Source organism: Agrobacterium sp. K11 (assembly GCF_059429395.1).
Window position 1 is genome coordinate 174,774 of record NZ_JCAHRB010000010.1, and the last position, 12,822, is coordinate 187,595.

11 protein-coding genes are annotated in these 12,822 nt (G+C 57.1%); 7 read left to right on the forward strand and 4 right to left on the reverse strand.

Features of this window, described 5'->3' with window-relative positions; genetic code table 11:
• The first annotated feature begins 46 nt into the window (after nt 1-46).
• The 4 genes from AC5SEO_RS19165 (at nt 47) to AC5SEO_RS19180 (ending at nt 4,263) form a co-directional block, all read left to right on the forward strand.
• Nucleotides 47-1,060, forward strand: a complete 1,014-nt coding sequence (locus AC5SEO_RS19165) for a LacI family DNA-binding transcriptional regulator (protein ID WP_111790768.1) — start codon at nt 47-49, stop codon at nt 1,058-1,060.
• Between the two features lie 379 nt (nt 1,061-1,439).
• Nucleotides 1,440-2,459, forward strand: a complete 1,020-nt coding sequence (locus tag AC5SEO_RS19170; protein ID WP_013637503.1) for an ABC transporter substrate-binding protein — start codon at nt 1,440-1,442, stop codon at nt 2,457-2,459.
• A gap of 50 nt (nt 2,460-2,509) precedes the next feature.
• Nucleotides 2,510-3,505 carry a FecCD family ABC transporter permease gene (locus AC5SEO_RS19175; protein ID WP_049790413.1) on the forward strand — a complete coding sequence of 332 codons (996 nt, stop codon included), beginning with the start codon at nt 2,510-2,512 and terminating at the stop codon, nt 3,503-3,505.
• Nucleotides 3,502-4,263 (forward strand): ABC transporter ATP-binding protein, encoded by a 762-nt coding sequence (locus AC5SEO_RS19180; RefSeq protein ID WP_013637501.1) that lies wholly within the window; start codon nt 3,502-3,504, stop codon nt 4,261-4,263. The genes AC5SEO_RS19175 and AC5SEO_RS19180 overlap by 4 nt, the downstream gene beginning before the upstream one ends.
• A 201-nt stretch (nt 4,264-4,464) precedes the next feature.
• Here the strand turns inward: AC5SEO_RS19180 and AC5SEO_RS19185 are convergent, their stop codons facing one another.
• Nucleotides 4,465-4,935 (reverse strand): DUF4143 domain-containing protein, encoded by a 471-nt coding sequence (locus AC5SEO_RS19185; RefSeq protein ID WP_495363992.1) that lies wholly within the window; start codon nt 4,933-4,935, stop codon nt 4,465-4,467.
• Nucleotides 4,826-5,152: a DUF8612 domain-containing protein gene (locus tag AC5SEO_RS19190; RefSeq protein WP_495363937.1), complete on the reverse strand. Its 327-nt coding sequence runs from the start codon at nt 5,150-5,152 to the stop codon at nt 4,826-4,828. The genes AC5SEO_RS19185 and AC5SEO_RS19190 overlap by 110 nt, the downstream gene beginning before the upstream one ends.
• Between AC5SEO_RS19190 and AC5SEO_RS19195 the strand changes: the two genes are divergently transcribed.
• Nucleotides 5,042-5,458: a hypothetical protein gene (locus AC5SEO_RS19195; RefSeq protein WP_495363938.1), complete on the forward strand. Its 417-nt coding sequence runs from the start codon at nt 5,042-5,044 to the stop codon at nt 5,456-5,458. The two genes, AC5SEO_RS19190 and AC5SEO_RS19195, sit on opposite strands and share 111 nt — an antisense overlap.
• A gap of 619 nt (nt 5,459-6,077) precedes the next feature.
• Here AC5SEO_RS19195 and AC5SEO_RS19200 read toward each other — a convergent pair.
• The gene (locus AC5SEO_RS19200; protein WP_495363939.1) at nt 6,078-9,158 is read right to left on the reverse strand and encodes a multidrug efflux RND transporter permease subunit; all 3,081 of its coding nucleotides are present in this window, start codon (nt 9,156-9,158) and stop codon (nt 6,078-6,080) included.
• 14 nt (nt 9,159-9,172) lie between these two features.
• On the reverse strand, nt 9,173-10,339 hold the full coding sequence (locus AC5SEO_RS19205) for an efflux RND transporter periplasmic adaptor subunit (RefSeq protein WP_013637497.1): 1,167 nt from the start codon (nt 10,337-10,339) through the stop codon (nt 9,173-9,175).
• 344 nt (nt 10,340-10,683) lie between these two features.
• On the opposite strand from AC5SEO_RS19205, the gene AC5SEO_RS19210 reads away from it, so the two are divergent.
• The gene (locus tag AC5SEO_RS19210; protein WP_013637495.1) at nt 10,684-11,292 is read left to right on the forward strand and encodes a response regulator transcription factor; all 609 of its coding nucleotides are present in this window, start codon (nt 10,684-10,686) and stop codon (nt 11,290-11,292) included.
• Nucleotides 11,267-12,805, forward strand: a complete 1,539-nt coding sequence (locus AC5SEO_RS19215; RefSeq protein WP_495363940.1) for an MFS transporter — start codon at nt 11,267-11,269, stop codon at nt 12,803-12,805. Before AC5SEO_RS19210 ends, AC5SEO_RS19215 begins: the two co-directional genes overlap by 26 nt.
• Nucleotides 12,806-12,822: the final 17 nt, after the last annotated feature.

Sequence of the window (12,822 nt, forward strand, 5' to 3'; positions counted from 1 at the left end):
GTTGGAATTTGATGGGATTCAATCAGAAAACCGGGCGGAGAGGTAAATGACTGCACGCAAGATAAGTATTTCGGATGTTGCAAAGGCAGCCGGGGTCTCGACCGCGACGGTGGATCGGGTTCTCAACAACCGTGGCGGCGTGCGTACCGACAAAGAAGACCGCGTTTTGGCCACTGCACGGGCGCTCGGTATTGACCGGGCCCTAGATCGTACCCCTTCACGCGCGCTACGTGTCGCGGTCCTTATCCAACCGCCAGTCAACCCGTTTCACGCGTCTTTGCGCGAGGGTATCGATCTTGCATCGCGAATGTACGCAACACTGAACGTGCAATTCTTCGTCCATCACATCGATCCACGAAAGCCGGCGGCGATCGCCGCAGCCGTCCGCGATTGTCGCTCCTATGATGGCCTCGTCATCACCAGCCCTGACGATATCAGGGTTCGAGAAGCCGTAGCATTCCTGTCGCGCAATGTCCCGGTGGTAACTCTGGCGACCGACCTCACAGATTGCGGGCGTGCCGCCTATGTGGGGCCGAACGACAGGCAGGCCGGTCGGGTGGCTGGCGACCTGATGGGCCTTTTCCTCGGACGGCAAGGCGGCCGCGTCGTCGTGGTTGCCGGCTCACGCGATATCACTGGCCATCGCGAACGGGAAGCCGGGTTTCGCGACATCATGACCGAGCGTTATCCTGAATGCAGTCTGGCCGTGGTTCTGGAGACCGGAGAAAATCAGGAGGAAGCAGGCCGTGTCGTAGAGATTGCATTTCGGGATGACCCGGGATTACGAGGCATATATCATCTGTCCGCGGGTGCTTTGCCGATTGTCAGTGCTCTGCAACGCCTTGGCCGAATCGACAATACGGTGGTCATCACCCACGAACTCACGCCCAATCGACGGATGCTGCTAAAATCCAGAAAGATCAACGCGGTTATCGACCAGAGACCCCTTTTGGAAGCACGCCTGGCAGTTGAGACCATCGCAAAGCTCCTCGGTAGAATGCCTGGAGAAGCGGTCTCTATCTCAACGGACATCCAGATCTTTCTCGCGGAGAATGCCTAGCGAGGTGTATCAGATTTTCCTTGATAAAGCTGGGTATAAGCAGAGCCGCACCGCCTTTGCCGACGACCTCTTGATGGGATCAGAAGAGGCGATCCGTTGTTGCAATTCAGGTTTGATTGAGCTTGAGCCATCAAACCATTCGCCGTCACATGGAACGACATATTCTCGGTGGAAAGGCGTGGGCAATTTGGGCGGGCGGCCGTCGTTGAGAATTTAGGACTTATCTTCTGCCATTCACTTCAAGCATCGCGGGGAGATAGAAGAATAGGAACTTTAGCTCGATCTAACTTGACAATTGCCCTCTTGTTTTGCTGCCGCTTTGATGATTTAGACGCCAAGAAAGTGTTGGCAGCCGCAAGGCCACAAGAGGGTATAGAACATGATGAAACTTTTGATCTCCGGGACGATCGTTGGTCTGCTTGGGCTTGCGCCATTGACAGCACAAGCAGCCGCTACAAAGTACCCTCTGACCGTGGAAAATTGCGGTGTGAGCGTGACCTTTACCAAGGCACCTGAGCGTGCTGTTGCCCTTGGCCAGAATAGCGCAGAAATCTTGCTGTTGCTTGGCCTTCAAGACAAAATGGCCGGGACCGCGTTTTGGCCGAACAAGGTTCTTCCACAGGTCGCCGAGGCCAATGCCAAGGTGAAAGTTCTGACGGTCGAGTTCCCGACATTCGAGTCGATCCTCGCACAAAACCCTGATTTCGTTGCCGCCGCACTGCCAAGCCTGTTGGGGCCGTCGAGCAAGGTTGCAAAGCGAGACGATTTCGAGAAAGTGGGAGTTCCCACTTATATTTCACCGAGCACCTGCGTAGCTGATGGCACGAAGCATGACAAATTCGGTTACGGCGATCGCTCGCAACTCTGGAACATGGATACTCTGTTTAAAGAGATCGAAGATCTCTCGCAAATCTTCGACGTCGCGGATAAGGGACAGGAAGTTATTGCTGATCTGAAAAATCGCGAAGCAACGCTGCGGGCAGATGCGCCAAAAGACAGGAAGAAGCTGTCCTACGTATTCTGGTTCTCCAGCCCATCACCTTCTGCTGATGCTTATGTCGGTGGCAAGAACAGCGCTTCCGGCTTTATCGCCGACCTTCTCGGCGGAACGAACGCCGTTACAAATGAGGCTGAATCTCCCGCTATCGGCTGGGAAAGCATCATTGCCTCAAACCCGGACGTCATTGTTGTTACGCAGGTCGATCGTAATCGCTGGGAACTCGACAAAGCCCAAGAAAAGATAAAATTCCTTAATAGCGACCCCGCGACTAGCCAGATGACGGCGGTCAAGAACAAGGCTCTGGTCATCATGCCCGCCCAGGCTATGAACCCCAGCGTTCAAACCGTCTATGGTGCGGAACAAGTGGCACAGCAGTTGAAGGCACTTGGTCTCAAGTGAGCAAAGCCGTCTATTCAGGTAAAGTAAGCAATGCGGTAGTTGGGCAAGCGATTTATTTTCTTGTTTGCCTCGCCGCCATCGCTCTTGTCGTTGGTATCAGCGTTGGGGTCGGTGACATGCCGATCCCATTGGCCACGACATATTTGACAATAAGCAACAAGCTCGGCTGGACCTCAGTAGAGATCAATCGCATACATGAGGCCGTCATCTGGGAGTATCGCTTGAGCCGTTCGCTCGTTGCTGTATTCTGCGGCGCAGGCTTGGCACTTTGCGGCGCGATCATGCAATCAATGCTTCGCAATCCGTTGGCAGAGCCCTATGTTCTGGGCATTTCCGCCGGTGCCTCGACTGGCGCTGTGGCGGTTGTCATCCTGGGGATAGGAGCTGGCGCAATCTCTCTTTCCGCAGGCGCCTTCATCGGGGCCTTCGGAGCGTTCTTTCTGGTTGCGCTGCTCTCCAACGGCGCACGTGGGGGTGCTGACAGAACGATCCTTGCGGGCGTTGCAGCCTCGCAATTATTTAATGCCGCGACTTCTTATGTCGTGACCACGTCGGGCAATGCGCAACAGGCCAGAGACGTCATGTTCTGGCTACTGGGTAGCTTCGGTAGCGTGCGTTGGCCCGAATTCCAACTAGTCTCGATTGTCGTCAGTATTGGATTGGTTGTGTGCCTGTTTTATTCTCGGGTTTTGGATACTTTTGCGTTCGGCGATGAAGCGGCAGCCTCGATGGGCGTCAATGTCGGCCGTATGCGGATCATTCTTTTTGCGCTGACAGCAATCATGACGGCGACCATCGTAAGCATGGTCGGGACGATTGGATTTGTGGGACTGGTTATTCCTCATGCTGCCCGCTTCGTGGTGGGTCCTCTGCATGCTAGGTTACTGCCAGCTTGTGCAGTCTCGGGTGCTATCTTCATGGTTCTTGCTGATATTGCGTCACGCAGTCTGATCCCTCAGCAGGTGCTGCCGATTGGCGTTGTGACCGCACTCGTCGGGGTCCCGTTTTTCTCTGTCATTTTATACAGGCTTCAGCGCGCCCCATGAGTTTTATCGCCGACAATGTGGTCTGGAAGATTGGCTCCAAGACGATCCTAGATGGCATTTCCTTCGCTGCCGAACCCGGCAAGATGTTGGGTCTTCTGGGACCCAACGGCTCTGGAAAAACGTCACTTCTTCGCTTGCTGAGTGGTCTCAAGCAACCTCACTCGGGTACCATAACCCTCGACAATACCAACATCTCGAAAATCCGCCGCCGGACAATTGCCCGGAGGGTGGCATTTATCGAGCAACATGCAACGACAAATGCCAATCTGAAGGTTATTGACGTCGTCAAACTCGGCCGCTTCCCCCATCGCTCGATGTTCTCGGGCTGGACCACTGAAGACGACGCCACGGTCACGGCCGCGCTTGAACGGACGCAGATGACGGCAAAGCGCAATGATCCCTGGCAGATCCTCTCGGGCGGGGAAAAGCAGCGGGCCCAGATCGCGCGGGCGCTTGCGCAATCTCCAAGGGAACTCATTCTGGACGAACCAACAAACCATCTCGATGTGCACCATCAGATCAGCCTTCTGCGTCTTGTCTCCGAGTTGCCAGTCACAAGTATCATTGCGCTTCATGACCTCAATCATGCAGCTATGTTCTGCGACCGGTTGCTTGTACTTCAGTCCGGCAAGATCGTGGCATCCGGTACACCTGAAGACGTTCTAACGAGCGAGTTGTTGCGAGACGTATTTTCTGTTGAAGCCGTCGTCGAACCGTCACCTTATCACTTGCGACCGCATATTCACTTCGCTCGATAATTTGGTGCCGCTCCAGCAGTTCTTAGCCTGCGCAGCTTGATTTTCGCGGCTCCAACTACTCTGGAAGCAAGACCTACTATTCATCTGCTCAATAAAATGGCTCTCTTCGCCTTGAAGGGAGTTGAACCTGAGGCCCAATTTCGTAGCCGTTGAATTTTCACGGATGCTCGCGTGTCTGGAGCCAGAGCCAATGATCGAGCGCTATCGCCACAATGCCGAGATTGGTACAGCGGATAGGCGTTCTCCAAATGGAACCACCTTGTGGTGATCGTAGAGGACCATGCCTGATGCAAAGCGCTCGCCGCAAGCGTCGGCCAAAATTCGCAATCCAGAAAAATCGGAATTCGTGACGGATGCTGCCGCTTTTATCTCGATACCGACAATCTGCCCTCGTCTGTCTTCGATGACGATATCGACTCCATTCTGTTGCTTGTCACGAAAATGAGAAAACTCAAATCGGGTATGTGCCGCGCTGGCGAGTTTAAGGATCTCCCCAAAAACGAAAGTCTCTAGCAACGCCCCGAACTGCGCTCTGTCGTTCCGCATCCTCTCGAGAAAGAGGTCACGAAGAGATCCGAGAAGACCAGAATCGAGAAAATGTATTTTCGGGGTCTTCGTCAGGCGCTTCAGTTTGTTGGAAAACCAGGGTTGAACGGTTCGGGCGAGGAACAGGCTCTCGAAAATGCCGACGTATTTCTGGGTTGTGATGTGGTTCATCCCGATGGGCCGCGCCAATTCCGGAGTAGTTCACGAGCTGTCCCGAATGCTCTGCCAATATGTGCAGCGAGCGCGGCATTTTCGCAATCTGCTCGATTTGCGCTACATCGCGAACGTCGCGTTGAACGATCGCTTGGATGTAATCTGCATACCAGTCCTGTCTGCGGCTCAACGTTTTGCGGCCCAATACCTCGGGATATCCACCGGCAAGGACGGCAGCCATCAAATCGTCGCCGACGGTGGGTTCTCCATCCTTAGCTTGATTTTGAATGGCGTCGCGCAAGAAGCTGCTTCCGGCGGTTCTGATTTCGCTCTGCGCAAGCGGAAGCAGTCGAATGACCTCCATTCCGCCTGCGAGCGAGTCTGCCACCCTTGGCACGTCATGAGGTTAGCTGAACCAGGCAGAAGGAAACGGCCCGGACGCTGGTCGGTATTTACACTTTCCTTGATTGCCAACACCAGCTCGGGGGCGCGTTGAACTTCATCGATGACCGTTTGAAACTATGGTGATGACTAATTGAAAGTCAGTATGTGACCATTTGAAATCAACGTGGCTACTGATTGGAACGAGAGGTCAAAAGTAGGTGGCATGACGCAAGCAAGAGCTTCCGCAGGCGCCGCCTCTCGCTGATTGATCACCAGAACTGATTCAGCTGAAACGCGCCGGGGGACCTGATCAAGAGGGAAGCGAAAGCAAATTCGTGTATCCTCTGATCACAACACAGCATTCTACAAATGAGAGGGAATGCAAACGCGCTGATTAGGACACGAACGCGACCCTCCGCTCTTATTATACCAAATCAATGGTTTATAGGTATTCTATTACTTGTATCGCTCGTGGAGCCCGCGCCGCTTCTGTTCCGTCACTAGCTGCTGACCGAGATGGCTTAGCGCGCACATTGGAATATTTGATCTGACAATCGCTTCGACCGCGATCAACCTGTCCGGTTCGCTTCTTATCGGCGAAGGTGACGATGGGAGCGAAGGACGGCGAGCGTGGCGGCTGCGTAAGCAGGAGGCCAGAACAGCGCCAATGCTTAAGGCGCAATATCCGATTGTACGCAGAGAGTGTCCAGGACTTCTCACGCAAACTCTTTTCAGCGGCGCTTCAACGACGCCACCAGCACGTAGAAAACAGGGACGAACATCACGGCGAGGACAGTTGCCGAAATCATACCGCCGAAAAGACCAGTTCCGATGGCATTTTGTGTTTCGGAACTTGCGCCTTTCGCGATGACGAGCGGCACGATGCCGAGCGTGAACGCGAGCGAGGTCATGACGATGGGCCGGAGTCGAAGCCGGGATGCCTCGATGACGGCGTCGATCAGCGATTGTCCATCTTGCTGTCTCTTTCGCGCAAACTCCACGATTAGCACCGCATTTTTTGCAGACAGTCCGATGAGCGTGATGAGACCGACTTTGAAGAACACGTCGTTTTCCAACCCTCGCAGATGGACGGCGATGACTGCACCGAGAATGCCGAGAGGCACGACCATCATGACGGACAGCGGGACCGTCCAGCTTTCGTAAAGCGCGGCGAGGACCAGGAAAACGATGAGGAACGAAAAGGCCATCAATATCGGCGCCTGCGCGCCCGACTGACGCTCCTGCAGCGACTGACCGGTCCATTCGACGGCGAAACCCTTGGGCAGCTTTGCCGCGAGCCGTTCCATTTCCTCCATCGCCTTACCGCTGGAGACGCCCGATGCGGCGGAGCCGGAGATGCTGGTGGAAGGGTAGCCATTATAGCGGGTGAACTGCAGCGGCATTGTCGACCATTCCGGTGTGACGATTTCCGAAAGGCGGACCATTTTGCCGGCATCGTTGCGGACATGAAGATTGAGCACGTCATCCACCTGCATGCGGCTTGAAGCCTTTGCCTGGACTATCACCTGCTGAAGGCGTCCATCACGCGGAAAATCGTTCACATAGGTCGAGCCGACGGCACCACCTAGCGTATCGGCAATGGTCGAGTAGGATACGCCGAGTACGCTCGCTTTCTGCCGATCGATGTTCAACGTGACGCTCGGGCCACGCGGAAGCCCATCAACGCGAACATCGCGCACAAGCTTGCTCTCACCCGCAAGCTGGGTGAGTTGGACAGCAGCTTTGGCAAGCGCTTCTGCACCGTGGTTGGAACGGTCCTGCAACCGCAATGCAAAGCCCGATGTCGTCCCAAGTTCATCGATTGCCGGTGGCTTGAGGCTGAAAATCTGTCCCTCCTCGGCCTTGGCCATCGCGACGGTCGCGGCGTTCACTTCTTCATCCACGCTTGTCTCTCGCGCACCCCATTCCTTCAGTGTGGTGAAAGACATGGCAGTGTTCGGTCCCGAGCCAGAAAAGCCGAAACCCGTGATGGTCAAATTATTGGCGATGTCCGGCCGGGTCTTCACGTGGTCTTCGAACAGATCGACGACAGCGCGGGTCCGCTCCGCCGTGGAATCCGCCGGTAATGTGTAGGATGTCATGAACGAGCCCTGGTCTTCATCCGGTACAAAGGCCGTCGACACCTTGGCGTAACCGTAGCCGACCGCAGCGATGATCGCGAGGTAGACCACCATGGTCCGCCCCGTCTTGCGCAGGAGGATTGCAACCCAGCCGGCGTAGCGCTCGGTCAGGCGTTCAAAGGCACGGTTAAACCAGCCGAAAAAGCCCTTTTTCTGATCATGATCGTGGCTGACCGGTTTCAGAAGGGTCGCACAGAGCGCGGGCGTCAGACTGAGCGCCAGGAAGGCTGAGAATAGAATTGAAACGGCCATCGAGACGGTGAACTGCCGATAGATCGCGCCAACCGAACCGGAGGCCATGCCCATTGGCAGGAAAACTGCCGTCAGAACAAGCGTGATGCCGATGACGGCACCGGATATTTCCGTCATCGCCTTGCGGGTCGCTTCAAGAGGCGAAAGTCCTTCTGTAGCCATCAGACGCTCGACGTTTTCCACGACGACGATGGCGTCGTCGACAATGATGCCGATTGCGAGAACCATGCCGAACATCGTCAGCGCGTTGATTGAATAACCGATCGCCAGCATGACCGCGAATGTGCCGAGAAGGGCGATAGGCGCGACGATGGCCGGAATGAGCGTGTAACGCAGATTTTGCAGGAACAGCAGCATGATCAGGAACACCAGGACCATGGCTTCCGCGAGCGTCTGAACCACCTTCTGGATGGAAACCTTAACGAATGGTGCCGTATCATAGGAAATGGCGTATTCCATCCCCTGCGGCATGGTGGTGGCAAGCTCCGCCAGACGCTCGCGTACGCCATTGGACGTGCTTACCGCGTTGGCGCCCGGCGTCATCTGAATGGCTGCCGCCGTTGCAGGTTTGCCACCGTCCAGGATGGAGAAGCTTGAGCTCTGGGAGCCCACTTCGATTGTCGAGACGTCGCCCAATGTCAGCCTGGAACCATCGGGATTGGAACGCAGGATGATCTGCGCAAATTGTTCCGGGGTCTGCAACTGGCCGCTCACATTCAGCGGTACGGTGACCTTCTGGCCCGCTACAGTTGGAGATTCACCGAGACGCCCGGGGGCAACCGGGACGTTCTGCTGCTGGATCGCCTGGGTCGCCTCAGCCATGGAGATGGAATGGGCCACGAGGCGGACGGGGTCGAGCCAGATGCGCATCGCCGCTTCCGAGCCGAATGACTGCACCCTGCCGACACCGCTAACGCGCTTTAGCTCGGGCGCAATATTGCGCACGAGATAATCGTCAAGGGCGAGCGCGTCGAGCGACCCGTCTTTCGATTTCAACGAAACGATCATCAAAAAACCGGACGATGCCGATTCCACGGTCAAGCCCGCGCGGCGAACCTGTTCCGGCAGGCGCGGCTCCACGGCCTTCAGCCTGTTCTGCACATCCACCTGGGCAAGCTCGGGATTGGTGCCCGGCTTGAAGGTGACCGTGATGTTTGCGGAACCGGAAGAGTCGGCCGACGAGTCGAAATAAAGGATATTCTTGGCGCTCGAAAGTTCGCGCTCGATTAGGCTGGTAACGCTGTCATTGATCGTCTTCGGCGTCGCACCGGTATAGGTGGCGTAGATCGAGACGCTGGGCGGCGCGATGACCGGAAAGCGCGAAACGGGAAGCTGGGGAATGGAGATGACCCCTGCAATTACGATCAGGATTGCGATGACCCAGGCGAAAACCGGCCTGTTAATGAAAAACTGCGGCATGATCTGTCCGCTCCTTAGCTTTTTGTCTGTGGCGCGGCGGCGGAAAAGGGCAATGTCTCCAGCGGCTGCCCGTTTTCGACGCGATCCTGCCCCAGGACGACAACCGTCTCTCCAGCGGCAAGTCCTGATGTGACGATGTACTGACCGTCCGTTATCGGCCCCAACTCCACGGTTCGTCGGACACCGGTCTTGTCTTGTCCAATGACGATGATCTGGGGGCGACCGGCCGGATCTCGGGTAATGGCTTCCTGCGGCACGCGGATTGCCTCGCTATAGATGGCGCGTGGTACCATGGCGCGGATATACATGCCCGGAAGCAATTGCTCCTCCGGGTTGCTGACGAGGATGCGAATACCGAGGCTTCCCGTGGCGCTATCGACGGAAATATCCGAAAACAGGATCTTTCCGTCATGGGCAAAGGGTTTACCGGCAATCGTCGTGATCTTGACCGGCAGTTCGTCCGGATTCTGCGATCCTGCCTCCGCCGCCGTGTCGCGTAGCGCTTCGAGGCTCATTGCCGATTGGCGAACGTCCACATAGACCTGATCGATCTGCTGAATGACGGCGAGCGGTGTCGTCGCAGAAGCCGAGGCAAGCCCCCCTTCGCTCATGAAGGACTGGCCAATGAGGCCGCCAATGGGGCTCCGCAACGTGGCGTAGGAGAGCTCCAGCTTTCGCCGCGCCAGAATGGCCCTGGCTTCCGCCACATTTGCCTTTGCCTGCGCCAGAGCGGCCGTTGCATTGTTGAAGGACTCTGTGCTGGTGATCTCGCGTGACGACAGGGATTTCGCGCGCTCATATTTGACCTGCGCATTGAGGAGCTCTGCCTCAGTGCGAGCAAGCACGGCGGTTGCCGCGTCCACATCGGCGGCGAATGGTGCAGGGTCGATCTCGAAAAGTGGCGTGTCGGCTTTGACGAACGCCCCTTCGGTAAAGAGCTTCTTCTGGATGATGCCGCCCACCTGCGCCCGGATTTCCGCTGTTCGATAAGCTGATACCCTGCCCGGCAGCTCGTCATAAACGGTCACAGTCTCCGGCTTTACAGTCAGGACGCTGACGCGTGAAGGCGCCGCCACTTCGGGAGCGCTGCCTTCGCCCTGGCCGCTGTCGCTGCACGAACACAGAAGAATGATCGGCAGGCACAATGCGCCGAGTTTCCAGAAGCGTGATCCGCGTTGCATGTGTGTCCACCATTGAATTCTTGAAAAATCTCTTTGATGGCGGCCATGTAAGGTCTGAGCGTGGTGGCTTTGTGCAGGATTTGTTGAGGCTTCGTGGAGGCGGCGGTCTCAAACTCGACGGCGCCATCGTTCGGTGGCATGGAGGTGTCAAGGAGTGTGACGACGATGGCTGAACTAGTATTGATCGCTGAAGACGACATGGAAATTGCCGGCATACTCGAGGCCTAATTTGTCCGCGAGGGTTTCCGCACGGCGCATGCCCGCGACGGCAAGGTAGCCCTTGAACTCCACCGCTCGCTGAAACCCGATATCGTTCCTGGCTGACGTCACCATGCCGCCGCAGGATGGGTGGGTGGGAGGTTCTGGCGGAAATACAAAGACGCGGCTATACCACCGTCATCATGGTCACCGCGCTCGACGAGGATGTCGACCGCCGTCAGGGGCTGCGCATCGGCGCCGACGATCACATCGTCAAACCGTTCCACCCCATCGAGGTCGTGACACGGGCGAAGGCGGTCCTCAGAAGTGCCGGGCTCGCTCAGGCGAGAGCCGTCGTCCGCGTCGGCAATCCGACCATCGATCTCGACGGCTACCAGGCAAAGATCGACAATGACGGCGAGACTATCCGCTTGTCGCTCACCTTGACCAAGTTCCGCCTGCTGACACATCTGGCGCGAGCGCCCCCACGGCGGCAAGATGCGATATGCGCCATCCGCCAAAGGCGGCGCGATGTTCGAGATATCGCTCGGTCAGCCGGTCTCCTGACCATTCTTACGCCGCGTGACCGAAGGACGTCGTCTCCACGCTTTCTCCACAATGCCTCCATGAAACGACAAGGGGCCCCCAATACGGTCCAGGATGCGGAAGTGGCAGCGGGTCCAGCCCGTTGTCAGCCTTGCGCGATCAAGTATTCTGATGGTGAAAACAATGACGGTGTCTGTCGACCCGAATAACGTCACGCCACCCTCCCCGCTGCGCGCGCGTCGGTGGTTCACTCTCATTGCGGTCATGCTGGCATTTACGCCCGTTGTGATCGACATGACGATCCTTCATATCGCCGTGCCATCGCTGACACTGGCGCTGCGGGCCTCGACCACGCAGGTGCTCTGGATCATCGACATCTATTCGCTCCTGATGGCCGGGTTGCTCGTACCCATGGGAACCCTTGCCGACAGGATCGGCCACAGGAAAATGCTGCTGACCGGCTTGTTCGTTTTCGGCGTTGCCTCCCTCGTGGCTGCGTTTTCGGTGACGCCTTGGATGTTGATCGCCGGGCGTGTCCTACTTGCCTTCGGTGCGTCGATGATCCTGCCTTGCGTTCTCGGCATCATCAGGCGCACTTTCGAAGACCCGGGTGAGCGCGCGATGGCGCTCGGTCTCTGGGGCACGGTCGGAGCCGCCGGTGCCGCAGTCGGTCCACTGGTCGGCGGCGCGCTTCTCGAGCATTTGTGGTGGGGATCCGTCTTCCTGATCAATATTCCCGTCGTGCTCGTCATCATGCCGATCATCGCTTTCATCCTGCCTAAAAAGGAAATGGTTTCTCCTGGCAAGTGGCAGATAAGCCAGGCTCTGTTGCTGATCGTCGGTCTTATCGGACTGGTCTATGCCGTCAAAACCGGTTTCGGTGGCAAGGAGCCCTTCGTAATCGTCGTACTCGCTCTTCTCATCGGCGCGACGGCTCTGACGATTTTCGTTCGCTCCCAGCTTTCCGTCTCGCAGCCAATGCTTGACGTAACTCTCTTTTCCCGCCCTGCGATCGTGACGGGTGTGGCGATGGCGATCGTCACGTCGGGGGCGCTGGCAGGTGTCGAACTAACCATTGCCCAGGAGATGCAGTTTGTTCTCGACAAGTCCCCGCTGCAGGCGGGCCTCTTCATGCTGCCCATCATGATTGCTGCCGCCGTCGGCGGTCCTTTCGCCGGTTTCCTGTCGAACCGGCTCGGGCTTCGCACGGTCGCTAGCGCATCCCTGTTGGTTGCCTCTCTGTGCCTTCTCGGGCTGGCGCGAATGGATTTCCATGCCCCCGGCTTCATCGTGCCATCATGCCTAATGCTGCTCGGACTATCGCTCAGCATCGGCCTCACTGCTTCATCGATCGCCATCATGGGAGCAGTGGAGGCTGAGAAGGCAGGGGCTGCCGGTTCGCTCGAGGCAACCGGTTACGAGCTGGGCGCCGGCCTCGGCATCACCTTCTTCGGCGTGGCGCTGTCGGCAATCTACATGGGTGCACTGGTTCTCCCGGCAGGGGTTCCGACAGAGCTCGCAGATGCCGCACGCCATTCGATCGGAGATACCTACGTTCTGGCAGGCAAGCTGCCCGGAAGCGTCGCTGCGGCACTGGTAACCGCCGGCAAGAGTGCCTTTTCGCAAGCGCATGCGGTTCTGTTGACAGCAGCGGGCACGACGATCGGCCTGCTTTCGGCAGCCGTATTCCTTGCCCTCAAAAACGTCAAGGCGGGCCATTGAGCCCGTCTTTCTCATTC

Coding starts and splice junctions, on each gene's coding strand:
- AC5SEO_RS19165 (WP_111790768.1), top strand. CDS start 47: ATGACTGCACGCAAGATAAGTATTTCGGATGTTGCAAAGGCAGCCGGG.
- AC5SEO_RS19170 (WP_013637503.1), top strand. CDS start 1,440: ATGATGAAACTTTTGATCTCCGGGACGATCGTTGGTCTGCTTGGGCTT.
- AC5SEO_RS19180 (WP_013637501.1), top strand. CDS start 3,502: ATGAGTTTTATCGCCGACAATGTGGTCTGGAAGATTGGCTCCAAGACG.
- AC5SEO_RS19200 (WP_495363939.1), bottom strand. CDS start 9,158: ATGCCGCAGTTTTTCATTAACAGGCCGGTTTTCGCCTGGGTCATCGCA.
- AC5SEO_RS19205 (WP_013637497.1), bottom strand. CDS start 10,339: ATGCAACGCGGATCACGCTTCTGGAAACTCGGCGCATTGTGCCTGCCG.
- AC5SEO_RS19210 (WP_013637495.1), top strand. CDS start 10,684: ATGGGTGGGTGGGAGGTTCTGGCGGAAATACAAAGACGCGGCTATACC.
- AC5SEO_RS19215 (WP_495363940.1), top strand. CDS start 11,267: ATGACGGTGTCTGTCGACCCGAATAACGTCACGCCACCCTCCCCGCTG.